The organism is Bradyrhizobium sp. SPXBL-04 (assembly GCF_051853035.1).
GTDB lineage: Bacteria > Pseudomonadota > Alphaproteobacteria > Rhizobiales > Xanthobacteraceae > Bradyrhizobium > Bradyrhizobium zhanjiangense.
In genome coordinates, this window is sequence record NZ_CP182472.1 from 5,311,137 (window position 1) to 5,334,433 (window position 23,297).

Below are 23,297 nucleotides of genomic sequence, written 5' to 3' on the forward strand. Positions count from 1 at the left end.
GCTTACGCCGGCGCGCCCGACTTCACGAGCTTGTAGATCACCGAATCCATCAGCGCCTGGAACGAGGCGTCGATGATGTTCGGGGACACGCCGACCGTGGTCCAGCTGTCGCCGTTCTCGTCCTCGCTCTCGATCAAGACGCGCGTGACCGCGCCGGTGCCGCCATTGAGGATACGCACACGATAGTCGATCAGTTTCAGGCCCTCGATGTACTTCTGGTACTTGCCGAGGTCCTTTCGCAAGGCGACGTCGAGGGCGTTGACGGGACCGTTGCCTTCGGCGGCCGAAATCAGGCGCTCACCGGCGACGTCGACCTTGACCACGGCCAAAGCGACGGTGACGCGCTCGCCGTGCGAATTGTAGCGTTGCTCGACATTGACGTCGAACTGCTCGACCTCGAAATAATGCGGCACCTTGCCGAGCGTCCGGCGCGCCAGAAGCTCGAACGAGGCGTTTGCGGATTCATAGGCGTATCCCGCCGCCTCGCGTGCCTTCAATTCCTCGACGAGGCGCGTCAGCTTCGGATCGCTCTTCTCGTAAGGAATGCCGGCGCGATCGAGCTCGGCGATGACATTGGAGCGCCCGGCCTGGTCGGAGACCAGCACCTTGCGGTGATTGCCGACCAATTCCGGCAGGATGTGCTCATAGGTCTGCGGATCCTTCAGCACGGCGGAGGCATGGATGCCGGTCTTGGTGACGAAGGCGCTCTCGCCGATATAGGCCGCGTGCCGGTTCGGCACACGGTTGAGCATGTCGTCGAGCGTGCGCGAGACTTTGACCAGCGTTGCCAGCTTCTCGGCCGTGACGCCGATCTCGAAGGCGTCGGCAAAATTCTTCTTCAGCTTCAGAGTCGGGATCAGCGAGCAGAGATTGGCGTTGCCGCAGCGCTCGCCAAGGCCGTTCAGCGTGCCCTGGATCTGCCGCGCACCAGCGCGCACCGCGGCGAGCGAATTGGCCACCGCCTGCTCGGTGTCGTTATGGGCGTGGATGCCGACATGATCGCCGGGAATGTGCCTCGTCACCTCGGTGACGATGGCCTCGACCTCATCAGGCATGGTGCCGCCATTGGTGTCGCACAGCACCACCCAGCGTGCCCCGGCCTCATAAGCGGCCTTGGCGCAGGCGAGCGCGAATGCCGCGTCTTCCTTGTAGCCGTCGAAAAAATGCTCGCAGTCGAGCATGACCTCGCGGCCGGCGGCTTTCGCCGCCGCAACGCTGTCGCGGATCGAGGCGAGGTTTTCCTCCTTCGTCGTCTCCAGCGCGACGCGCACCTGATAGGCCGATGACTTCGCCACGAAGCAGATCGCGTCGGCCTTTGCTTCCAGCAGCCCGGCGACGCCGGGATCGTTGGAAACCGAGCGCCCGGCCCGCCGCGTCATGCCGAAGGCGGTGAAGCGCGCATGGGCGAGCTTGGGCTTGGTCGCAAAGAATTCGCTGTCGAGCGGATTGGCGCCGGGATAGCCGCCCTCGACATAGTCGATGCCGAGGTCATCGAGCATCGCCGCGATGACCTGCTTGTCGGCCAACGTGAAATCGACACCGTTGGTCTGCGCGCCGTCGCGCAGCGTGGTGTCGAAGAGATAGAGACGCTCCCTGCTCATTGCCCCGCTCCGAGCGTCTTCTTCATGGTGGTGTTGGCGAGCCACTCGTCGTTGATGGTGACGCTGTTGCGCTGCTGGGCGATGTAGCCGCGCTTGGCGAAGAAGCCCTGCGCGGTGTCGCTGGCGTCGACCGAGAGGCTCGTGGCACCTCGGCCGCCGGCAAGCTTTTCCAGCGCATCGACCAGCATGGTCGCAACGCCCTGCCCGCTCACTCCCGGATGCACATAGAGCATGCGGATGTGATCGTTGCCGCGCAACGAGGCGAAACCGATGGGCGAGCCTTCCAGCGTCGCGACCAGGGTTAGGTCGGCGGCGAGCCGCTTGCCGAACTCTTCGCTTTCCGCCGTCTCCATCCAGGCCTGCTGCTGCGCCTCGCTATAGTCGTCACCGGTCAGCTCCTCGATGCTGGCGGCGAAGATCGCGGCGAGCACCGGCACATCATCAGGCAGGAACGGCCGCAAGCCGGGTTTTGGCAAAGTCTGTCCCATCGGTCTTCACCACATCCCATAGAGTTTCAGCACCAGCGCTACGGCGCCAGCGAGCAGCGCGATTTTCAGTACGATGTAATAGAGCCAGTGCCGCGGGAAAGGCGTGTCGGGCCGCTTCATCGCGCAATCTCCCAGGTGGTTCCTTCCTTGGAGTCCTTGATCGCAACGCCCATCGCGGTGAGCAGATCGCGGATGCGGTCGGATTCCTTAAAGTCCTTGCGCGCACGCGCAGCCGTCCGCTCCGCGATCAGGCGCTCGACTTCCTTCGCATCGATGCCGCTCGCCTGCTGCTTGCGGCCTTCCCATTGCGCAGCGCTCTCGGAGAGGAAACCGAGTAGCCGCAATGATCCTGCCAAGGCGTTCACGTCGGTACCGCGGAGGCCGTGCAGCGCCGCGATCGCCAGGGACGTGTTGAGGTCGTCGAGCAGCGGCTCGACCACGGATGCCGCCGGCCTGCCGGGCTCGACGTCGGCCGCGACGCGATACCAATCGTCGAGCGTCTTGGCGCTCTCCTCCAGCGACTTCATGGTCCAGTCGATCGGCGAGCGGTAATGCGTCTTCAGCATGTTCAGACGCAACACCTCGCCCGGCCAATCCTGCAGCAGCTCATGGATGGTGATGAAGTTGCCGAGGCTCTTCGACATCTTCTCACTCTCGACCTGGAGGAAGCCGTTGTGCATCCAGTAGTTCGCCATGCGCTGCTGGTGGAAAGCGCAGCAGGTCTGCGCGACCTCGTTCTCGTGATGCGGAAACACGAGATCGATGCCGCCGCCATGGATGTCGAAATGCTCGCCGAGGTGCTTCCAGGCCATCGCCGAGCACTCGATGTGCCAGCCCGGGCGTCCCTGCGCGGCGATGCCGGACGGCGACGGCCATGACGGCTCGCCGGGCTTGGACGGCTTCCACAGCACGAAGTCGGTATTGCCCTTCTTGTAGGGCGCGACATCGACACGGGCGCCGGCGACCATCTCGTCCAGCGAGCGATTGGACAGCGCGCCATAGCGCGGCAGGCCTGCATTGGCCGCGTTCATCGCCTGCGGCGAGAACAGCACATGGTCTTCGGCGACATAGGCAAAGCCCCCGGCGACGAGCTTCTCGATGATCTCGCGCATCTCGCCGATATGCTCGGTCGCGCGCGGCTCGACGCTCGGCCGCAGCGCGCCCAGCGCATCAACGTCGGCATGAAACTGCCGGCCCGTCTCCTCCGTGACCTTGCGAATGGCCTCGTTCAGCGGCAGGCCGGGAAAATCGCGCGCGGCGCGGTCGTTGATCTTGTCGTCGACGTCGGTGATGTTGCGGACATATTTGACATGCGCCTCGCCATAGAGATGGCGCAGCAGCCGAAACAGCACGTCGAACACGATCACCGGCCGTGCATTGCCGATATGGGCGAAGTCATAGACGGTCGGTCCGCAGACATACATACGGACATTCTTCGCATCGAGCGGTACAAAAGTCCGCTTTTCCCGGCTCAACGTGTCGTAAAGGCGCAATTCCATATGGATACCCGTCGGCTGTTGGCCGGGCGTCCAGGGCTCTCAATGTTTTTTGAGAAAAGACGGCTCCAGCCAGCGAATCGCTAGCTCGTAATCTCGCGGCAAATGGCGCAAATGGCGAGGAGACCGTTCATGCGGCCACATATGGGCTATGAGGCGGCCCCGCGTCAAGAGAGCCGCGAAAACGCCGTTTTATCTCCGCAAAGCGCCCGGCTCGTCCTGATGGTTCATGATCCTTAACCATTTGAGCCCATTCTGGAACTGGCGGTTCCTTTTTTGCCCCCGGTGTTTTCATGCGATCCTTGCTCGCGCTCATTTTCGGCGCCTCCATCATTGCGGCATCCAGCGCTTGTGCCGAGACCCGCGTCTTCATCATCGCCAACCAGGCGGACGGCTACGGCGTCGACCAGTGCTTGGCCAAGGGCGACAAATGCGGCGCCTCCGTCGCGCGCACCTATTGCCAGTCACGGGATTTTGCCCAGGCCTCGGCCTATCGCCGGGTCGATCCCGACGAAATTACCGGCTCCGTCCCCAAATCCGGCGCAAACTGCTCCCATCGCCGTTGCGACGTATATGTCGCAATCACCTGCCAGCGCTGAATTCGCTCGGAGCTGGCGGACCTTAGGCCCAATCTTTGGCCCTTGAAACGACGTGACGATGCCGCAGGAAGCGGCTATTGGATGGCGCGCTTCGGCCCTCCAAAGTCACTTGGAAAGTCACATTGGGCCGTGACCTCGCTAGAATGGCGGATATGCCTGAATTGTTGTCCCTGCCTCGTGCCCGCTTCCTCCTTGCCTGCACCCTGCTCCTGAGCACGGTCGTGCTCGCCACCGACGCTTTCGCGCAGGCGGGCCCGCCGGGGCCGCCGCCTCAGCCCGGCCAGAACGGGCTCGGCCCCAATCCGATGTGCGTGCGGCTGGAAGGCCAGCTCGCCGCGCTCGACCGCGGCGGCGGCGGTGACCCCGCGCGCGAAGAGCAGATCCGCCGCTACCAGGATTCGCAGAGCCGTCAGCAGGCCGAGCTCGACCGCGTCACCATGCAGGCCAAGCGCATGGGCTGCGATTCCTCCGGCTTCTTCTCGCTGTTCAACGGCCAGTCGGCGCAATGCGGCCCGGTCAACACCCAGATCCAGCAGATGCGCGCCAATCTGGACCAGATCACCGGCAATCTCGAGCGGCTGCGCGGCGGCGGCCCCGGCGGCTTCAGCCCCGAGCGCGACAACCAGCGCCGCTCGGTGCTGGCGGCGCTGGCGCAGAACAACTGCGGCCCCCAATATGCCAACGCTGCGCAATCACAAGGCGGCGGCAACTTCCTCAGCAATTTGTTCGGCGGCAATAGCGCGGGCAATCCGCAAGCCGTGCCGCCCGCCGATCTCGGCCCGCAATCCGGCACCTTCCGCACCGTGTGCGTGCGCACCTGCGACGGCGCCTATTTCCCGATCTCGTTTGCGACCGTGCCGGCACGCTTCCCCGATGACGAGAAGACCTGCAAGGCGCTGTGCCCGGCCGCGGAAGCCGTGCTCTACGCCCATCGCAATCCCGGCGAAGACATGAACTCGGCGGTCTCGATCGGCGGCCAGCCCTACACGGCGCTGCCGACCGCATTCAAGTTCCGCAGCGAGTTCAACCCGTCCTGCTCCTGTAAGGCCGCAGGCCAGACCTGGGCGGATGCGTTGAAATCGGCGGACGACAAGGCGGCGGCCGAGCAGCAGGGCGACATCATCGTCACCGAAGAGAGCGCCAGGAAGATGCAGCAGCAGCGGCTCAACAAGGGCACGCCTGCGAATGCCAAGAAGGGCCCAGCTCCGGCGCCGACGACCGCCACAGCGCCGGCCGCGCCGCCGCCGGCGGATACCGCCGCCACTGCCAACTCCGAGAACAAGCCGATCCGCTCGGTCGGCCCGACCTTCCTGCCGCAGCAGCAGAAGTAGGCAGCCCTGCTTTTACTGTCATGCCCCGCGAAGGCGGGGCATCCAGTACTCCGTGACGCCAGTCGTGCACACAAGCAGCGCCGCAGGGTACTGGATCATCCGCTTTCGCGGATGATGACAGCAATCCAGGGGCACAATCGCCCGTCTCACGCGCAACCGTTATCCCTCAAACGCGCGCTACTACTCGCCCTCGCGGCTCCACGGGAAGAGATTGGCCGGGAAGTCTGCTGCGTAGCGCTTTCCCTTCGGGGGCGGCGGCGGTGCGTCCGGTGGGTTCGGATTCGGCTCGACCACCCGCCGATAGAGGTGCCAGGTGGCATGACCGAGCACTGGCAGAACGACAGCGAGGCCGACGAAGAGCGGCAGCGAGCCGATCACGAGCAGCGCCGCCACGATGAGGCCCCATCCGGCCATCGCAACCGGATTCGCAGCGACCGCTCGAAGCGACGTGCGGATCGCGTCGATCGCAGTCGCATGTCGGTCGAGCATCAACGGAAATGACACGACGCTGACGCACAGCGCCACAACCGCAAACAGGAAGCCGACACCGCAACCGACGATGATGAGCGACCAGCCTTCCGGTGTCGTCAGCACGCGCGTTGTGAAGTCGGGAATGCTGGCGGCCGCCGCGTGACCGAAGATTGCAACATAGATTGCGTTCGCGACACCGATCCAGGCCCCGAACAGGACCAGCAGGAGCACGCCGAGTTCTACCATGGCGCCGAACGAGGGTGCGCGCAGCACCTTGATCGCATCCCATGCATCGACCTCCTCACCGCGCTCGCGCCGACGGCTGAGCTCGTAGAGACCGATCGCGGCAAAAGGTCCGACCAAGGCAAAGCCGGCGGCCAGCGGAAACAGTAGCGGCAGCACCGAATAGCCGAGCACCATCCTGAACAGGACGAGACCGAGAACGGGATAAATCACGCACACGACGATCGCGTGACTCGGCATCGCCTGGAAGTCCTCCCAACCCAGGCGCAGGGCGTCGGACAGGTCGGACAAGCTGATCTTGCGAATGGGATAGGAGGCCGCTTCGCCGAATACGTGCCGCCTGATGTCGTGGGAGTACAGAGTGGCCATGAACGGACCTCCGTGCTGAAAATCGCGGTTTCGATAACACGCGCTTTCCAGCCACGCGTGTCCGCCGGATGAGCAGGAAACGCGATGGGTCGAGTACGGCAACCCAGGTTCATCGAACGAGCCTGGCCGGACGGAACCCGTCGCGACCTGCCCCGCAAGCTTAGCGCGCGCGGAGCACGGCTGCACTCACGGTTGGGTGAATTGTGCGACCTGATTTGTGCGTTGCATCACCCCGGACGCTGAGCGCACCTGATGCTTTTGTCGACTTGCCGGGCGACGGCAACGCCCACGCCGCGCGTTGACACGCCGATATGCTCTATTGACGCCGGATTAGGCTGGGATCATTTTAGACACAGACGCCCTTAGCTCCGATGAGATTGATGGTCGCGAGCGTTCCCTTGATTTTGCGACCAGTGGAATGGGCGAAGCAAGAGGCCGGCGATGGCACGAATGCCGACCAAGAAAGGCCAGCCATCGCGACAGACATGAGCTCCGCCCTGGATTCGTATCCGTAGCCTTCAGTGGCAAGGATGGATCAGGATGGCTGTCGCACTGATATTGCTTCTGGTCGCGATCGGCTCCGTGCTGTTTCACCTCTACAGCCCGTGGTGGTGGACACCGATCGCCACGAACTGGGCCTATATCGACCACACCATCAACATCACGTTCTGGATCACGGGCTTTGTTTTCGTCGCGGTCATCGCCTTCATGGCCTACTGCGTCTTCCGCTTTCACCACAAAGAGGGAAGACGGGCCGACTACAATCCGGAAAACAAAAAGCTCGAATGGTGGCTGAGCGTCGGGACCGGCGTCGGCGTCGCGGCCATGCTGGCGCCTGGCCTCGTGGTCTGGCACCAGTTCGTGACGGTGCCAGCGGGTGCCACCGAGGTCGAGGTCATGGGGCAGCAATGGCAATGGAGCTTCCGCCTTCCGGGCAAGGATGGGCAATTGGGCACATCCGATGTCCGCAACATCGCCTCCGACAATCCGATGGGACTCAATCATGACGACCAACACGCGCAGGACGACGTCGTGATCGAGAACGGCGAGCTACACCTTCAAGTGGGAAAGCCGGTCAAGGTTCTCCTCCGCTCGGTTGATGTCCTGCACGATTTCTACGTGCCCGAATTCCGGGCCAAGATGGACATGGTTCCAGGCATGGTGACCTATTTCTGGATAACGCCGATCCGAACCGGAACGTTCGATGTTCTCTGTGCGGAGCTTTGTGGCGCTGCTCACTATCAGATGCGCGCCAAGGTCATCGTCGACGAAGAGCGTGAATATCACGCTTGGCTGGAGCAACAAAAAACGTTTGCAGAATTGTCGCCGGCAAAAGCCGTCGTGAAGGCGACGTACCAATCCGGCGGCAAGTAGCAAGCTGCCGCCGCGAAAATAGATCGGGAGCATGAGGCCAACGCCTCGCCCCGATGGAAACGACCGAGGAGGTTTCTATGGTCGATATTCCATATGAAGGGATCCCCGGCATTCCGCCTGCCGAAGTGCCTGATGTCGAGCTCTATCATCCGCGGAGCTGGTGGACGCGATATGTCTTCTCGCAGGACGCCAAGGTGATCGCCATCCAGTATTCGCTGACGGCCACGGCTATTGGGCTGGTGGCCCTGGTGCTGTCGTGGCTGATGCGGCTGCAACTGGGATTTCCCGGCACCTTCTCCTTCATCGATGCCAACCAGTACCTCCAGTTCATCACCATGCACGGCATGATCATGGTGATCTATCTGCTCACGGCGTTGTTCCTGGGCGGTTTCGGCAACTACCTGATCCCGCTGATGGTCGGCGCCCGGGACATGGTCTTCCCTTATGTGAACATGCTGAGCTACTGGGTCTACCTGCTCGCAGTCCTGGTGCTGGCCTCGACTTTCTTCGTGCCCGGCGGCCCCACCGGCGCCGGCTGGACGCTATACCCGCCGCAAGCGATCCTCTCCGGAACGCCCGGGCAGGATTGGGGCATCATTCTCATGATGTCGTCCCTGATCCTGTTCATCATCGGCTTCACCATGGGCGGACTGAACTATGTGGTCACGGTGCTCCAGGCGCGCACCCGCGGCATGACGTTGATGCGCTTGCCGCTGACGGTGTGGGGCATTTTCACGGCGACCGTGATGGCGCTCTTGGCATTCCCTGCCCTGTTCGTTGCCTCGGTCATGCTGCTGCTCGACCGTCTGCTCGGAACCAGCTTCTTCATGCCTTCGCTCGTCGAGATGGGCACGCTGTCGAAATATGGCGGCGGCAGCCCGCTGCTCTTCCAGCACCTGTTCTGGTTCTTCGGCCACCCCGAAGTCTATATCGTCGCCCTGCCCGCCTTCGGCATCGTCTCCGATCTGATCAGCACGCATGCGCGCAAGAACATCTTTGGTTACCGCATGATGGTCTGGGCCATCGTGGCCATCGGCGCGCTCAGCTTCATCGTATGGGCGCACCACATGTATGTGAGCGGCATGTTCCCGCAATTCGGGTACTTCTTTGCCACCACGACGCTCATCATCGCAATCCCCACCGCGATTAAGGTCTACAACTGGGTGCTGACCCTGTGGCGCGGCGACATCCATCTCACGGTGCCGATGCTGTTCGCCCTCGGCTTCATCATCACCTTCGTGAACGGCGGGCTCACCGGCCTTTTCCTCGGCAACGTCGTCGTGGACGTGCCCCTCTCGGACACCATGTTCGTGGTCGCGCATTTCCACATGGTGATGGGCGTGGCGCCGATCATGGTCGTGCTTGGCGCGATCTATCATTGGTACCCCAAGATCACGGGGCGGATGCTGAACCAGGCTCTCGGCAAGTTTCACTTCTGGGTCACCTTCCTCGGCGCCTACCTGATCTTCTTCCCCATGCACTACCTTGGACTGCTCGGGGTTCCGCGCCGGTATTTCGAACTCGGGGATGCGGCCTTCATCCCGTCCTCGGCCCATTCGCTGAACGCCTTCATCTCCGTGGTGGCCTTGACCGTCGGCTTCAGCCAGATGGTGTTCCTGTTCAATCTGGCCTGGAGCTTGTTCAAAGGTGAGGCCTCGGGCGGCAACCCCTGGCGGGCGACGACGCTGGAGTGGCAGACGCCGGAGACGCCTCCAGGGCACGGCAATTGGGGCAAGGAGCTCCCGGTCGTGTACCGCTGGGCCTATGACTACAGTGTGCCCGGAGCCGCGGAGGACTTCATACCGCAGAACCAGCCGCCGCACGCGACGCAGCGCGTTCAGGGAGCTGCTTCGTGAGCGCCATCATCCTGTTCCTGGCTGTGCTTGCGGTGATCGCCGGATGGTGGCTGTCGCAGCAGCGGCTGACGGCCAAGCCATGGCTGGAGGAAGGCCCGATCGGTGACTTCCCGGGCGGCGATGCCATGACCTGGCCGGCAGCGAAGGTCGGACTTGGCGTGTTTCTCGCCGTCGCGAGCGCATTATTCGTCCTCTTCATCAGCGCCTACTCGATGCGCATGAGCGTGGTGGACTGGCGGCCGCTGCCGATACCGCGACTGCTGTGGGTCAACACCGGCGTCCTGGTCCTGAGCAGCGTCGCGCTGCAATGGTCGTATGTGGCGGCACGCCGAGACGATGCTGAAGGCGTCATGATCGGCCTGCTCGCTGGCGGAGCATCTGCCGTGATCTTCCTTGCCGGACAGCTCCTGGCCTGGCAACGGCTCGGGGCTGCCGGATATTTCGTGGCGTCCAATCCGGCGAATTCCTTCTTCTACCTGTTGACCGCAGTGCACGGGCTGCATCTGACGGGCGGTCTGGTGGCCTTGGGCCGAACCTCAGCCAAGATGTGGCGCGGCGCCGAGATCGCCGACATGCGCTTGAGCGTGGAGCTGTGCGCCATCTACTGGCACTTCCTGCTGCTGGTCTGGCTCGTCCTGCTCGGTCTTCTCACGGGCTGGACCGACGATTTCGTCAACATCTGCCGCCAATTGCTGAGCTAGGGAGGCGAGACCAGATGGCTGCGACCATGCTGACAAATCCGGGCCAATCGCCTGCGCGGCTTGAAGGCTGGCGCGGCATCGCCGCCGACTGGGCGTCCGATCAGCGCGCCTTCAAGAACGTGTCCTGGGGCAAGGCCATGATGTGGATCTTCCTCCTCAGCGACACCTTCATCTTCAGTTGCTTCCTGCTCTCCTACATGACGGCGCGGATGTCGACGACCGTGCCCTGGCCCAATCCCAGCGAGGTCTTCGCCCTCAACATCGCCGGCAAGCACATTCCGCTGATCCTGATCGCCATCATGACGTTTATCCTGATCAGCAGCAGCGGCACCATGGCGATGGCCGTCAATTTCGGCTACCGCCGCGATCGCGTCAGAACCGCGGCCTTGATGCTGGCCACGGCAGCCTTCGGCGCAACCTTCGTCGGAATGCAGGCCTTCGAATGGACCAAGCTGATCATGGAGGGCGTTCGTCCCTGGGGCAATCCATGGGGTGCCCCGCAGTTTGGTGCGAGCTTCTTCATGATCACCGGCTTCCACGGCACCCATGTGACGATCGGCGTGATCTTCCTGATCGCCATTGCGCGGAAGGTCTTTCGCGGCGACTTCGACGTCGAGAGGCGCGGCTTCTTCACGAGCCGCAAGGGGTACTACGAGATCGTCGAGATCATGGGCCTGTACTGGCACTTCGTCGATCTCGTGTGGGTGTTCATCTTTGCATTCTTCTATCTTTGGTGAGGTCGGCGCATGACAAACGCGGCGGTACACATGGAAGGACAGCTTCACGCTCCGGTGCATAGCGCAATCGCAACGGGAGCCGTTCACGCCAAGGGTCAACAGCACCCGATCAAGCTCTACCTCGTGGTCTGGGGCTGGTTGTTCGTCCTCAGCACGTGCTCCTACCTCGTCGACTACTTTGGCCTACATGGCTATCTCAGATGGTCGCTGATCCTGCTGTTCATGGTGTTGAAGGCCGGCCTGATCGTCGCGGTCTTCATGCACATGGCCTGGGAGCGACTGGCCTTGGCCTATGCCATCCTGCTGCCGCCGATTGCGGTATTGGTATTTGTGTCGATCATGGTGCTCGAATCCGAATACACCCACTTCCTTCGGGTGCTCTTCTTCGCAACCCCGTCGTAGCGGCAATCCGAGTTCTCACTGTCATGCCCCGCGAAGGCGGGGCATCAAGTACTCCGCGGGAGAAGTCGGTTTCTACAATGTCCGCCGCGGAGTACTGGATCATCCGCCTTCGCGGATGATGACAGATGGACTTGTAGCGAGACTGCCCGTCTCTCTCCAGTGCTACCCCTCGAACGCGTCAATCGAAGCGCGGCTCCCACGTGACACCAGCGCCTCATCCGCCGCCGGCAAGGGATCGCCCTTGTCACGAAAACGGTTGGTGATGGGATAGCGGCGATCGCGGCCGAAATTCTTAGGTGTCACCTTCACGCCGGGTGCGGCCTGGCGGCGCTTGTATTCGGCGACATTGAGGAGATGGTCGATGCGGGTGACGGTGTCGCGGTCGAAGCCGGCCGCGATGATTTGATCAAGCGGCTCCTCGCGTTCGACCAGGCGTTCCAGGATGGCATCGAGCACGTCATAGGGCGGCAGCGAGTCCTCATCACGTTGGTTCTCGCGCAACTCCGCGGTCGGCGGCCGCGTGATGATATCGGGCGGAATGATCTCGCCGGCGGGCCCGAGCGCGCCTTCCGGCTTCCAGGAATTGCGCAGTGCCGCCAGCCGAAACACCTGCGTCTTATAGATGTCCTTGATCGGATTGAAGCCGCCGTTCATGTCGCCATAGAGCGTGGCGTAGCCGACCGACATTTCGGACTTGTTGCCGGTCGTCACCACCATCAAGCCGGTCTTGTTGGAGATCGCCATCAAGAGCGTGCCGCGGGTGCGGGCCTGGAGATTCTCCTCGGTGATGTCAGGCGGCAGGTTCTTGAAGATGCCGGACAGGATGGTCTCGAACCCGTTGACGGCTTCGGCGATCGGCAAAACCTCGTAGCGGATGCCGAGATGGCCGGCGAGTTCGCCGGCATCCGCAACCGAGTGTGCTGCGGTGTAGCGATAAGGCAGCATCACGCCATGCACCTGATCGGCGCCGAGCGCATCGACCGCGATCGCGGCGCACAGCGCGGAATCGATGCCGCCGGAGATACCGAGCAGCACGCCCGGAAAGCCGTTCTTGGCGACGTAATCGCGCAGGCCCAGCACGCAGGCGGCGTAATCGGCCTTGTCACCTTCGGGTTGCTCGGCGATCGGACCCGTGCAGCGCCAGTCGTCGCCGTTTCTGGTGAAGCGCAGCGTGACGATGCTCTCTTCGAACGCCGGCAACTGTGCCGCAAGTGAGAGGTCCCCGTTGAGCACGAAGGAGGCGCCGTCGAACACCAGCTCGTCCTGGCCGCAGACCTGATTGAGATAGACCAGCGGCAGCCCGCTTTCGGTGACCCGCGCCACCGCGACCGACAGGCGAACGTCGTTCTTGTCGCGGGCGTAAGGCGAGCCGTTCGGCACCAGGATGATCTCGGCGCCGGTTTCGGCCAGCGTCTCGACCACGTTCTCATAGTCCTCGGACTCCTCCAGCCAGATGTCCTCGCAGATTGGCACGCCGATGCGCACGCCGCGCACCGTCACAGGGCCGGCGGCAGGGCCCTGCGAAAACAGCCGCTTCTCGTCGAACACGCCGTAGTTCGGCAGATTGCACTTGAAGCGCAGCGCGGAGATACGGCCGCCCTCGAGCAGCGCACAGGCATTGTAAAGCCTGCCCTCCTCGACCCAGGGCGCGCCGACCAGCATCGCCGGACCACCGTCCGCGGTCTCGCGCGCCAGCGTCTCGATCGCGGCGCGGCAGGCGGCCTGGAACGCGGGCTTCTGCACCAGGTCCTCCGGCGGATAGCCGGCGATGAACAGTTCCGGAAACAGCACGAGATCGGCGCCGTCGGCGGCGGCTCGCGCGCGCGCCGAGCGCGCTTTGGCGGCGTTGCCCTCGATATCGCCCACGCTCGGATTGAGCTGGGCGAGCGTGACCGCGAATGCGTTGAGACGTTCGGTCATGGGCGCCCTTATTCGATCCTCGTTAGACGAAACCCAATCGCTCGACGAGCGCAAAGATCCAGAACGCGCCGGCCATCAGCAGCGCAACGCCGACCGCGGCCGAGCCCATGTCCTTGACCCGGCCGATCTGCTTGTCGTGGTCCATGGTGAGGCGGTCGGCGAGTTTTTCGATCGCGGTGTTGAGCAGCTCGACCACCAGCACGAACGCGACCGCACAAACCAGCTCGACCGCGCGCATCGCGGTCGCGCCGATGAACCAGGCCAGCGGCAGCGACAGCAGGAGCGCAAAGATCTCCTCGCGGACGGCCTGCTCCGATCGAAACGCAAAGGCCAGACCGTTCCGGGAATTGATCGTGGCCTTCCAGATCCGCAGCAAGATCTTAGAGCCCCGCTGCGGCCGGCATCGGCTTGGCCTTGCCGGCACGTTCCTGCTTCAGCAGCTCGGCGATCAGGAAAGCCATATCGATGGATTGCTCGGCATTGAGGCGGGGATCGCAAACCGTGTGGTAGCGGTCGTTGAGATCCTCGTCGGTGATGGCGCGGGCGCCACCGAGGCATTCGGTGACGTCCTGGCCGGTCATCTCCAGATGCACGCCGCCGGCATGGGTGCCTTCGGCGCCGTGGATCGCGAAGAACGATTTCACCTCGGACAGGATGCGGTCGAAGGGGCGCGTCTTATAGCCTGATGTCGAGGTGATGGTGTTGCCGTGCATGGGATCGCACGACCAGACCACCACCCTGCCCTCGCGCTGCACGGCGCGGATCATGTTGGGCAGATGCTCGCCGATCTTGTCGGCGCCGAAGCGGCCGATCAGCGTCAGCCGGCCGGGCTCGTTGTCGGGGTTGAGCACGTCGATCAGCTTGAGCAATTCGTCGGGCTTGAGCGAGGGGCCGCATTTGAGCCCGATCGGATTCTTGATGCCGCGGAAATATTCGATATGGCCGTGATCGAGCTGGCGGGTGCGGTCGCCGATCCAGATCATGTGGCCCGAGGTCGCGTACCAGTCGCCGGTGGTGGAATCGACGCGGGTCAGGGCCTGCTCGTAGCCGAGCAGCAGCGCCTCATGGCTGGTGTAGAAGTCAGTGGCGCGCAACTCGGGATGGGCCTCGAGGTCGAGGCCGCAGGCGCGCATGAAGTTCAGCGCGTCCGAGATGCGGTCGGCCAATTCCTTGTAGCGGCGGGACTGCGGGCTATCCTTCAGGAAGCCGAGCATCCATTGGTGCACGCTGCCGAGATTGGCATAGCCGCCGGTGGCGAAGGCGCGGAGCAGGTTCAGCGTCGCGGCCGACTGGCGATAGGCCATCAGCTGGCGCTGCGGATCCGGCACGCGCGCTTCCTTGGTGAAGGCGATGTCGTTGACGATGTCGCCGCGATAGCTCGGCAGCTCGACGCCGTTCACATTCTCGGTCGGCGACGACCGTGGCTTTGCGAACTGGCCGGCGATGCGGCCGACTTTCACCACGGGGACGGCGCCGGCGTAAGTGAGCACCACCGCCATCTGGAGCAGCACGCGGAAGAAGTCGCGGATGTTGTTGGCGCCATGCTCGGCAAAGCTCTCGGCGCAGTCGCCGCCCTGGAGCAGGAAGGCCTCGCCGGCCGCAACCCGCGCCAACGCCTTCTTCAGGTTGCGTGCCTCGCCGGCGAACACCAGCGGCGGAAAGGTCGCAAGCTGCGCCTCGACGTCAGCCAAAGCCTTGGCGTCGGGATAATCGGGCACCTGTAGCACCGGCTTGCTGCGCCAGGACTCGGGCGTCCACCGCTCGGACATCGCAATCTCTCCGTGAAGCAAAAAAGTGCAACCTGATCTGTGGGTTGCGAGGGCCGCCTTATACACAGGCTGGCCCCGGCCCGCCAGTTGTAAATCCATTCCGCATTGCAAACCCTTGCGGGCAAAGCCAAATTCGCATTTGCTGGGAACGGCAAGGAAACTGGTAAGTAAACCGGCAGGACACCTTCTGCCCATGGACGCGGCACTGGACGACGTTTTCATCGACGAGATCAGCTTCCCGGCGACCGACGGGTATGCCTTGACCGGCACCCTGTTTGTGCCGCGCGGCGCCAAGCGCCATGCCGTGCTGATCAACTCCGCCACCGCCGTCCCGCGAAAAATCTACCGCGGCTTCGCCTCCTATCTCGCACATCGCGGCTGCGCCGTCCTGACCTACGACTATCGCGGCATCGGCGATTCCCGGCTGCCGGCGATGGTCGGCCACAACCGGCCGAAATCGCTGGTCGGCTTCAAGGCCTCGATGTCCGACTGGGCCGCTCTCGACGTCACCGCCGCGGTAGGCTGGATGCGCGAGCGCTACCACACCCTGCCCCTTGCCTATGTCGGCCACTCGTTCGGCGGCCAGGCGCTCGGGCTGATCGCCAACAACACGGACATCTCGCGCGCCGCCTTCGTGGCTTCGCAGGCCGCGACCTGGCGGCTGATGACCTCGCCGGAGAAATATCGCGTCTTCGCCTTCATGAATTTTGTCGGCGTGCCGCTGGTCCACGCGCTCGGCTACGCGCCCGGCTGGGCCGGCATTGGCGAGGATTTGCCCAAGGGCGTTTTCCTGCAATGGGCCCAGTGGGTCTCGAGCCCCCGCTACCTCTTCGATTCACGGCTGCCGGCGCTGGATAACTTTGCCAGGTTCAAGGGCCAATTGCGCGCGCTGTGCTTCTCCGACGATCCCTGGGCGACGCGCCCCGCGGTCGAGTTGCTCACGAGCGGGTTCACCGCGATCAAGCCGGAGGTATTGACCGTCAAACCGTCCGATGTCGGCGCCAAGGCCATCGGCCATTTCGGCTTCTTCCGCCCCGATCACCGCGATACGCTGTGGCACGGCGTCGCGGAATGGATCCAGGGTGAGTGACGTCAGCGGATGATCGTCGTCAGCGACGAGTAACGCCTGTTCGGCCTCGTTTCGCCCGGCGCGAATTGCGCAAATGCCTCGCTGACACGCACCGCCGGCGGCGTATCGCTCGCAAAGCGAAATTCCTTCGGCCGCGGCGCGTAGAAGCTGGCGCGGAAATAGGCGTCGTCGAAGCGTGCCTCGCCGACCCCGAACAATGCGTCGCAGACGAACAGAAGCGCGTACACTCCTGCGATCGCGGCGACGATCTCCCTGAGAATAGACATGCGGATGCCCTGCCCTTTTGCCGGGAGGATGCACGCGCGTTCCAAAGTCAAGGTTTAAGGCCGCACGTTTCTTGTTCGCAGGGTTTGCCGCTACTGTGCGGATTGCAGACAATTTGATCGATCCGGAAAAGTGAGCCCGCCTGATCGCGCGATCAGGCGGGCTCCAGGCTTGGCCGCTCGGGAGGTATCAAACGGCCAGGTTCGTCAGCCGTGGCGTGCCTCCTTGCGATGGCCGCTCTCGCTGAGGCGGTCGACCCAGGCGATGCCGATCGCCGAGATGATGAAGGTCAGGTGGATCAGCACCTGCCACATCACGCCGCTCTCGGTGAAATTGCTGCGCGTCGTGCCGAGATTGCCCGCCTCGATGAAGGTCCTGAGCAGCGAGATCGAGGAAATGCCGATGATCGCCATCGCCAGCTTGATCTTGAGCACGCTGGCATTGACGTGGCTCAGCCATTCCGGCTCGTCGGGATGACCGGTCAGGTTCAGCCGGGAGACGAAGGTCTCGTAGCCGCCGACGATCACCATCACCAGCAGGTTCGAAATCATGACGACGTCGATCAGCCCGAGCACGACCAGCATGATCTGCTGCTCGCTGGCGTCGAACGAGTGCGCGACCAGGTGCCAGAGCTCTTTCAGGAATAGCAGCACATAAACGCCCTGCGCGATGATCAGGCCGACATAGAGCGGCACTTGCAGCCAGCGCGAGCCAAAGATGAGCTGCGCAAACGGACCGATCTGCGGCGCTGGCGCGGAATGCGCCGAAAGTGCTTTGGTTTCAGACGTCATTGATCACTCCGGAGTGAGACAGGAAACGCGCCTTAGAGACTCGCGATGACAGGCGCGAGCTCGAGCGAGCCGCGATAGATCATCTCGAAGGCGACGTAAACGATGATGGCGAGACCGACATAGGCGATCCAGCGCTGCTTCTGCAGCACGCGGCCGAGCAGGTCTGCGGCAACGCCCATCATCGCCACCGACAATAGCAGGCCGAACGCAAGGATGTAGGGATGCTCGCGCGCGGCGCCCGCGACCGCGAGCACGTTGTCGAGCGACATCGAGACGTCGGCGGCGACGATTTGCAAGGCCGCCTGCCCGAAAGTCTTATGCGGCACAGGTGCGTCGCTCGCGCCGCCGCCATGGCTGAATGCAAGCTGACGCGAATGCGCGGCCCGCTCGCGCAGCTCGCGCCACATCTTCCAGCAGACCCAGAGCAGCAGCACGCCGCCGGCGAGCAGGAGGCCGATCACTTGCAGGAGCTGGGTCGCAACGCCGGCGAAGACGATGCGGAGCGCAGTAGCGGCGACGATGCCGACCACGATGGCGCGCCGGCGCTGCTCGGCCGGCAGCCCGGCCGCGGCAAGGCCGATGACGACGGCGTTGTCGCCGGCCAGCACAAGGTCGATCAGGACGACCTGAAGCAGCGCGGCCAGCGCCTCTGTGGTGATGAGTTCAGTCATGATCGATCATGCTTCGATGCGGACGGATCGAGCCATTGCGGCTTCTTCCGCTCGACCCAGTCCAGGACCTTCGAACGTGAGGAGCGCAACGCGGGCACGTCCTCCGCAAGCAGCGCGAGGCCGAGTGGCAGCATCCAGACACCCAGTATCGGCAGGAAGGAGAACACGCCGCCGACGACGAGCAGTGCGCCCGAGGGGATCCTGACCCAGCGGCTCGACGGCTTGAGCAGATAGGTGACGGTGTCGCCCACGCGCGGCGGCAGGCAATTGACGAGTTTGTCGAGGCGCGGATCGCCGCCGGCCATCTGGCTGGCAGCCCCCTCGGCTCCCGTCGTACGCTCGTCCGAGGCAGTAGTCATGTTCATTCCTCGGCGGCGGCGCGGTGCGCGGCCGGTACGACCCGCTTTGCGCGCGGCAGCGCCAGCGTCAGCAGGCGCAACAGCTTGATCGCCTGCACCTCATGAGGATGGACGTCTTCGTCAGCGGCCGCGACGCGCTCCGACAACTCCATCAGATGAGACGACAGCGGCATGTCCGATACCGGCCGCAGCGTCTCGATCACGACGTTGGCAAAATCCGGCTCCTCGAGTCGTTCGGCGAGTGCGTCGAACATCGCAAGCAGCCTTTCGTCGTCGATATGAGGCGCCAATCCGCGATCCCGGACGAAGCGGATCACTTCGTCGCGCTCGACCGGCGAAACGCGCCGGTCGGCCACGGCGACCAGTGCGCCGGCAATGACCAGCGCCGCCGCAGCCTGCTCGTTCAGGCTGGACGGATCCGCGATCTCGATCTCGTTCGGATTTGAATGCTTGGCGTCAGACATCGTTGCTCCTCGATCTTGCGAAATGGCCGCACGGAGCTGCGATGGAGCGACTGGTCGGAGAGAACCGAAGAAGGCCCGACGATCGGCCGATCCATCGCATTCGCGCGGGACAGGTCATCCGACATCACGAGGTTTGCCGACATCGTCGGCGTCCTCGCCAGAGGGGCCCGGATTCTTGTTCACGCAAGAAATAAAGACGGACCTGTCGGAATCAAGGCGACACGACTGCGACCAGCCGCCGCATCGGTTCCATGGGGCGGCGAGCAGGCCGAGTCGCGCGGCACCGTTACCGAACCGTCATCCTGAGGCAGGTTTGCGATGCGAACGCATCGCAAGCCGAGCCTCGAAGGATGACGGCTCGTGCTTGTAATACAACGCAGGACTGGGAGGCCGTTCCGCCGATTTCAGCTGGCGCAGGATCGAACCGTGACGCGCTCGCTCCTGACGACGGTTTCGACTGCCTTGCGCGCTACGGCGCCAAAGTCCGACGGTTGCAGATAGCCTTGGGCATAAGCTTCCTGCGTCAGGCGATCGATGCGCTTGTCCTCGCCGGTCGACCATTGCATGGCGATGTAGTCCGCACCGGGTTTGCCGAAGGTTTCAGGATAACGTTCGGCGTCGTTCTGACGATGGTAGTAATATTCGCCGACCGAGCTGATGAACTGCTTCCGCCCCTCGCCGGCGCAGCGCGATCCATAGGGGCGCTCCAATGCCCGCGCGACCGCACGGCGTTTGCTTACTCTCCCTTCCACGAAGATCGCTTCGTTGGACCCGTAGCCCGGACCGTCGATTGGAGGTGCGGGCTGAGGTGACTTTTGCGGTGCGAATGCCCATGCGGCGACCTGATAGACGACGAGGGCCCAGAGGATGAACCAGGCACGGCTCATCTCGCGTTCGTCCCGCGTTGCTTCGGCAGGCATACAGGAGACGGATCGGACCATAGGCCGGGCCCGGCAAACTGGAGCACCGTGAGGCGGATCTCCTCCGGAAAATCCTCCTCGACGATACCTTTTTGTTCAAACGCCTCGGCGAGCTGCGCCTGGACGCGAACGTCCAGCGGCGTCGAGTACGCGGCGTTGGCCCGATCGTGCTTCTTTTCGCTACAGAACATCGCCAGTAGCGGATTTGGACAGTCAAGAATCTTCATGTAGCCCCGCGCATAGGCTGACGTTGCCGCGATGAGGTTCGCTTTCATCATCCTGTCGCACGGCGACATTGCGTAGGCGGCGCCTGCCTGCAGCGCGTCCATTCGCAGCGCATCGAGTTGCGGATCCTTGTCGCTTTGCAGCGTGTGCTTGGCTTCCCACGCCTTGCGTTCATAGGCCTTGGCACTCTCGTCGCCAAACGAGGCCGTGAGTGTCGGCTTCAACTGGCCGACCGGCGAAGAGGAAGAGACGGTCATGGGAAAGCCACGCATCGCCCAGGAGATGCCTACGAAGGTCGTGACGAACGCCATACATGTGAAAAGAACGAAGCGGCCCATGATCTGCACCCAAATATCGGGCGCAACCTAGCCGTGTCGAGTTAAGAGATGTAACTTATGTGTGGGTTCCAGCACTGAAGGGTAAATGAACGTCTAAGGGGCGCGCTGGATCGCAGCCTCGACGATCTCAGGCACGAGTGCTCCTGCTCCGTCATAACGCCCACGCAAGCTTCGGCAACGAAATGTCGTCCCGAATTCGGGTATCGTGGAGAACCGCATGAATCATGTCACGCCTTGCGCCGGCTGCGGCCACGGACTTGTCCCGATGCTTTCGGCAAAGGGCCTCGCGGAGCTCAGCTGCCTCTGGTGCGAAGGCATCGACGTGCGAACGATGGACATGGCGAAGTGGGCGGACAGTCCGTCCGGCAAACCTGAACGGGCCGCTCGCCAGTCGTTCGAATGACGGTCGTCCTGCTCCGGTCAGATTCCCGCCGCCACGCGTTGCGGAGGCATATTACCCGACTCCGGGAGACGATCAGCCGATGACTTTCGGGGCGGCCGGCGCCGCCGCACGTAGAGGCAGTTGACGAGGATCGGCTCGTCATCGCCGAGCGTTATACGCTCCCTGACGAGCAGGCTCATGACCGAACGCATCTTGAGGATTTCCTGCGCGACGAAGCTGCAGTCCTCGTCCCGGTCGACCTGCTCACGCATGATGGCTTCGGCCTCGAGCATGCTGACACGAAGCGCTCGAATGGTTCTGCGGATTTCGTTGATGCGGTTGTCCATCGCTGCCTCCCAATCATGGTTGCAGCATAAGAACAAAACGTGAACAACGCGTCAAGACCTCAAAACGTCAAGCCCCCAAAACCAAGGCCGCACGGGTGAAGGGCTACTCCGCCGCCTGACGCACGTAGCGTGCGGTCGGCGTGCGCATGGTGACGAGCTCTTCGGCCGCGGTCGGATGCAGCGCGATCGTGGCGTCGAAATCGGCCTTGGTCGCCTTCATCTTCACGGCGATCGCGACCGCCTGGGTGATCTCGGCGGCGGCATCGCCGACGATGTGGCAGCCCAGCACGCGGTCGGTGGCCCCGTCGACGACGAGCTTCATCAGCACGCGCGTGTCGCGGCCCGACATCGTCGCCTTGATGGGGCGGAACGTCGTCTTGTAGATGTCGACGTGGCTGTACTGCGCCCGCGCCTCGGTTTCCGTGAGGCCGACGGTGCCGACCTCCGGCTGCGAGAACACGGCGGTCGGAATGTTGGCGTGATCGACCCTGACCTCGCGCTTGCCGAACACGGTGTCGGCGAAGGCATGGCCCTCGCGGATCGCGACCGGCGTCAGGTTGAAGCGGTGGGTGACGTCGCCGATCGCATAGATGCTGTCGACCGAGCTTTTCGAGAAATGATCGACCGCGATGCCGCCATTCCTCGGATTGATGACGACGCCGGCATTCTCCAGCCCGAGATTGGCGACGTTGGGATGGCGGCCGATCGCGAACATCACCTGCTCGGAAGCGAGGCTCGATCCGTTCGACAGATGGGTGGTGAATTCCTCGCCGTGGCGGTCGACCTTGGTCACGGTGCAGCCGGTGAGGATGGTGATGCCCTGCTTCTCCATCTCGGCACGAACATGGGTCCGAACATCCTCGTCAAAACCGCGAAGGATGTTGTCGCCGCGATAGATCACGGTGACGTCGGAGCCGAAGCCGGCGAAGATGCCGGCGAATTCGAGCGCGATGTAGCCGCCGCCCTGGATCACGATCCGCTTCGGCAGCCTCGCAAGGTGGAATGCCTCGTTGGAGGAGATCACGTGCTCGATGCCGGGAATTGCTGCGCCGTGGTTCGGCGCGCCGCCGGTGGCGATCAGGATGTATTTCGCCGTGATCTTCCTGTCGTTCTCGAGCAGGCGGACGGTGTGCGCGTCCTCGATCGCCGCGCGGCTTTTCACGATCTGCGCGCCCGACTTCTCGACGTTTGCGGTGTAGGCCGCCTCCAGCCGCGCGATCTCCTTGTCCTTGTTGGCGATCAGGGTCGGCCAGTCGAAGCTGGCGGGCGGAATGGTCCAGCCGAAGCCGGCGGCGTCCTCGAGCTCGTGGCGGACATGCGAGCCGATCACGAACAGCTTCTTCGGCACGCAGCCGCGGATCACGCAGGTGCCGCCCATGCGGTACTCTTCCGCGATCGTCACGCGGGCGCCATGGCCGGCCGCGATGCGGGCGGCACGCACGCCGCCCGAACCGCCACCGATGACGAAGAGGTCGACGTCGAATTCAGCCATTGTCCACTCCGACCCCTTTCAGCGATCTCTGATCAGATAGTATCGATCAGATCTCCTTGCCACGCTTGCGCATCTCGGCGCGGAAGGCTCCCATCACGGTTTCGGAGAAGTTCTGGGCCCAGGAGTTCATGAAGGCCATGCTGAGGCCGATGGCGCGCGGCTCGGCCTCGATCAGCTTCTTACCCAGCGGCGACTTGTAGAAGGTGACGAGGTCCTTCAGCTCCTGCTCGGTGAACTCGCTGGCATAGATCTGCGCCATGCCTTCGCCGATCTCGTTCTGGCGGCCGGCGAGCTGCTGGGCCACGATCGGCGCGACCTCGTTGAGGTCCTTCTGGTAGTTGAGGTTCTGCTGCGTCAGCGCGATCTTGGTCTTCTCGACGAGGCCGGGCACGGCGCCTTGATACATCGCCGTGGCGTTCTTGATCTGCAGGATTTCCCTGGCCGCAGCAATCGCCGCCGGCGAGACCTTCGGCTGGGCCGGCGCGGCGGCCTTGGGCGCGCCCTGCTGGGCCACAGCCGGGGAGACCGAGAGGGCCAGCCCCACAGCAAGGGTCGCGGCCGGCAACAATTTCAAAACGCTCTTCATTCCTAGTCTCC

At 63.5% G+C, this 23,297-nt stretch carries 26 protein-coding genes; 9 read left to right on the plus strand and 17 right to left on the minus strand.

Annotation, left to right across the window (positions count from 1 at the left end; genetic code table 11):
- Positions 1-2 precede the first annotated feature (2 nt).
- From cimA to cysS, 3 genes are all read right to left on the minus strand, one after another.
- Positions 3-1,601 carry a citramalate synthase gene (gene cimA, locus ACNJX8_RS25345; protein ID WP_439357139.1) on the minus strand — a complete coding sequence of 533 codons (1,599 nt, stop codon included), beginning with the start codon at positions 1,599-1,601 and terminating at the stop codon, positions 3-5.
- Entirely contained in the window at positions 1,598-2,089 is a 492-nt protein-coding gene (locus ACNJX8_RS25350; protein WP_128945596.1) for a GNAT family N-acetyltransferase, read from the minus strand. Before ACNJX8_RS25350 ends, cimA begins: the two co-directional genes overlap by 4 nt.
- 116 nt (positions 2,090-2,205) lie before the next feature.
- Positions 2,206-3,588 (minus strand): cysteine--tRNA ligase, encoded by a 1,383-nt coding sequence (gene cysS, locus ACNJX8_RS25355; protein WP_439357140.1) that lies wholly within the window; start codon positions 3,586-3,588, stop codon positions 2,206-2,208.
- Positions 3,589-3,878: 290 nt separating this feature from the next.
- Here cysS and ACNJX8_RS25360 point away from each other — a divergent pair, with 290 nt between their 5' ends.
- Together ACNJX8_RS25360 and ACNJX8_RS25365 are read left to right on the plus strand one after the other, a co-directional pair.
- On the plus strand, positions 3,879-4,184 hold the full coding sequence (locus ACNJX8_RS25360; RefSeq protein WP_439357141.1) for a hypothetical protein: 306 nt from the start codon (positions 3,879-3,881) through the stop codon (positions 4,182-4,184).
- 143 nt (positions 4,185-4,327) lie between these two features.
- Entirely contained in the window at positions 4,328-5,515 is a 1,188-nt protein-coding gene (locus ACNJX8_RS25365; protein WP_249761029.1) for a DUF2865 domain-containing protein, read from the plus strand.
- Between the two features lie 180 nt (positions 5,516-5,695).
- On the opposite strand, the gene ACNJX8_RS25370 is transcribed toward ACNJX8_RS25365, so the two are convergent.
- Positions 5,696-6,598 carry a DUF2189 domain-containing protein gene (locus ACNJX8_RS25370; RefSeq protein WP_439357142.1) on the minus strand — a complete coding sequence of 301 codons (903 nt, stop codon included), beginning with the start codon at positions 6,596-6,598 and terminating at the stop codon, positions 5,696-5,698.
- 540 nt (positions 6,599-7,138) lie between these two features.
- Here ACNJX8_RS25370 and ACNJX8_RS25375 point away from each other — a divergent pair.
- The 5 genes from ACNJX8_RS25375 (at position 7,139) to ACNJX8_RS25395 (ending at position 11,668) form a co-directional block, all read left to right on the plus strand.
- Positions 7,139-7,972 carry a cytochrome c oxidase subunit II gene (locus ACNJX8_RS25375; protein ID WP_128934480.1) on the plus strand — a complete coding sequence of 278 codons (834 nt, stop codon included), beginning with the start codon at positions 7,139-7,141 and terminating at the stop codon, positions 7,970-7,972.
- A 77-nt stretch (positions 7,973-8,049) separates the two neighbouring features.
- The gene (locus ACNJX8_RS25380; RefSeq protein WP_128934481.1) at positions 8,050-9,828 is read left to right on the plus strand and encodes a cbb3-type cytochrome c oxidase subunit I; all 1,779 of its coding nucleotides are present in this window, start codon (positions 8,050-8,052) and stop codon (positions 9,826-9,828) included.
- Positions 9,825-10,529, plus strand: coding sequence for a cytochrome c oxidase subunit 3 (locus tag ACNJX8_RS25385; protein WP_128934482.1), 705 nt, complete (start codon positions 9,825-9,827; stop codon positions 10,527-10,529). Before ACNJX8_RS25380 ends, ACNJX8_RS25385 begins: the two co-directional genes overlap by 4 nt.
- 14 nt (positions 10,530-10,543) lie before the next feature.
- Positions 10,544-11,266 (plus strand): heme-copper oxidase subunit III family protein, encoded by a 723-nt coding sequence (locus ACNJX8_RS25390; RefSeq protein ID WP_128934483.1) that lies wholly within the window; start codon positions 10,544-10,546, stop codon positions 11,264-11,266.
- Between the two features lie 9 nt (positions 11,267-11,275).
- Complete coding sequence (locus tag ACNJX8_RS25395; RefSeq protein ID WP_164934451.1) at positions 11,276-11,668, plus strand: cytochrome C oxidase subunit IV family protein; 393 nt, start codon at positions 11,276-11,278, stop codon at positions 11,666-11,668.
- A gap of 162 nt (positions 11,669-11,830) precedes the next feature.
- Here ACNJX8_RS25395 and ACNJX8_RS25400 read toward each other — a convergent pair whose 3' ends face one another.
- From ACNJX8_RS25400 to ACNJX8_RS25410, 3 genes are read right to left on the minus strand one after another with little or no spacing between them, the layout of a single operon-like run.
- Positions 11,831-13,588, minus strand: a complete 1,758-nt coding sequence (locus ACNJX8_RS25400) for an NAD+ synthase (RefSeq protein WP_439357143.1) — start codon at positions 13,586-13,588, stop codon at positions 11,831-11,833.
- A 22-nt stretch (positions 13,589-13,610) separates the two neighbouring features.
- A complete protein-coding gene (locus tag ACNJX8_RS25405; RefSeq protein ID WP_128934485.1) occupies positions 13,611-13,964 on the minus strand; it encodes a diacylglycerol kinase in 354 nt (117 codons plus the stop codon).
- Positions 13,965-13,968: 4 nt separating this feature from the next.
- Positions 13,969-15,357 (minus strand): class II 3-deoxy-7-phosphoheptulonate synthase, encoded by a 1,389-nt coding sequence (locus tag ACNJX8_RS25410; protein ID WP_439357144.1) that lies wholly within the window; start codon positions 15,355-15,357, stop codon positions 13,969-13,971.
- A gap of 193 nt (positions 15,358-15,550) precedes the next feature.
- On the opposite strand from ACNJX8_RS25410, the gene ACNJX8_RS25415 reads away from it, so the two are divergent.
- Positions 15,551-16,447: an alpha/beta hydrolase family protein gene (locus tag ACNJX8_RS25415; protein ID WP_439357145.1), complete on the plus strand. Its 897-nt coding sequence runs from the start codon at positions 15,551-15,553 to the stop codon at positions 16,445-16,447.
- A gap of 2 nt (positions 16,448-16,449) precedes the next feature.
- On the opposite strand, the gene ACNJX8_RS25420 is transcribed toward ACNJX8_RS25415, so the two are convergent.
- The 7 genes from ACNJX8_RS25420 to ACNJX8_RS25450 all read right to left on the minus strand — a co-directional run bounded on the left by ACNJX8_RS25420 (position 16,450) and on the right by ACNJX8_RS25450 (position 20,479).
- Positions 16,450-16,713: a hypothetical protein gene (locus tag ACNJX8_RS25420; protein ID WP_439357146.1), complete on the minus strand. Its 264-nt coding sequence runs from the start codon at positions 16,711-16,713 to the stop codon at positions 16,450-16,452.
- Between the two features lie 204 nt (positions 16,714-16,917).
- Entirely contained in the window at positions 16,918-17,502 is a 585-nt protein-coding gene (locus ACNJX8_RS25425) for a TIGR00645 family protein (RefSeq protein ID WP_091888732.1), read from the minus strand.
- Between the two features lie 32 nt (positions 17,503-17,534).
- Positions 17,535-18,173, minus strand: a complete 639-nt coding sequence (locus ACNJX8_RS25430; RefSeq protein ID WP_128934489.1) for a TerC family protein — start codon at positions 18,171-18,173, stop codon at positions 17,535-17,537.
- Positions 18,170-18,532: a hypothetical protein gene (locus ACNJX8_RS25435; RefSeq protein ID WP_164939469.1), complete on the minus strand. Its 363-nt coding sequence runs from the start codon at positions 18,530-18,532 to the stop codon at positions 18,170-18,172. Before ACNJX8_RS25435 ends, ACNJX8_RS25430 begins: the two co-directional genes overlap by 4 nt.
- Before the next feature lie 2 nt (positions 18,533-18,534).
- A complete protein-coding gene (locus ACNJX8_RS25440; protein ID WP_128938538.1) occupies positions 18,535-18,996 on the minus strand; it encodes a TerB family tellurite resistance protein in 462 nt (153 codons plus the stop codon).
- 404 nt (positions 18,997-19,400) lie between these two features.
- The gene (locus tag ACNJX8_RS25445; protein WP_439357147.1) at positions 19,401-19,883 is read right to left on the minus strand and encodes a hypothetical protein; all 483 of its coding nucleotides are present in this window, start codon (positions 19,881-19,883) and stop codon (positions 19,401-19,403) included.
- On the minus strand, positions 19,880-20,479 hold the full coding sequence (locus ACNJX8_RS25450; protein ID WP_245473218.1) for a hypothetical protein: 600 nt from the start codon (positions 20,477-20,479) through the stop codon (positions 19,880-19,882). Before ACNJX8_RS25450 ends, ACNJX8_RS25445 begins: the two co-directional genes overlap by 4 nt.
- Before the next feature lie 217 nt (positions 20,480-20,696).
- On the opposite strand from ACNJX8_RS25450, the gene ACNJX8_RS25455 reads away from it, so the two are divergent.
- Positions 20,697-20,882, plus strand: coding sequence for a hypothetical protein (locus ACNJX8_RS25455; protein WP_128955451.1), 186 nt, complete (start codon positions 20,697-20,699; stop codon positions 20,880-20,882).
- Positions 20,883-20,899: 17 nt separating this feature from the next.
- Here ACNJX8_RS25455 and ACNJX8_RS25460 read toward each other — a convergent pair whose 3' ends face one another.
- The 3 genes from ACNJX8_RS25460 to ACNJX8_RS25470 all read right to left on the minus strand — a co-directional run bounded on the left by ACNJX8_RS25460 (position 20,900) and on the right by ACNJX8_RS25470 (position 23,286).
- Positions 20,900-21,208 carry a hypothetical protein gene (locus ACNJX8_RS25460; protein WP_245508636.1) on the minus strand — a complete coding sequence of 103 codons (309 nt, stop codon included), beginning with the start codon at positions 21,206-21,208 and terminating at the stop codon, positions 20,900-20,902.
- Positions 21,209-21,311: 103 nt separating this feature from the next.
- Complete coding sequence (gor, locus tag ACNJX8_RS25465; protein WP_249761020.1) at positions 21,312-22,700, minus strand: glutathione-disulfide reductase; 1,389 nt, start codon at positions 22,698-22,700, stop codon at positions 21,312-21,314.
- A 46-nt stretch (positions 22,701-22,746) separates the two neighbouring features.
- Positions 22,747-23,286, minus strand: coding sequence for a DUF2059 domain-containing protein (locus ACNJX8_RS25470; RefSeq protein ID WP_439357148.1), 540 nt, complete (start codon positions 23,284-23,286; stop codon positions 22,747-22,749).
- Positions 23,287-23,297: the final 11 nt, after the last annotated feature.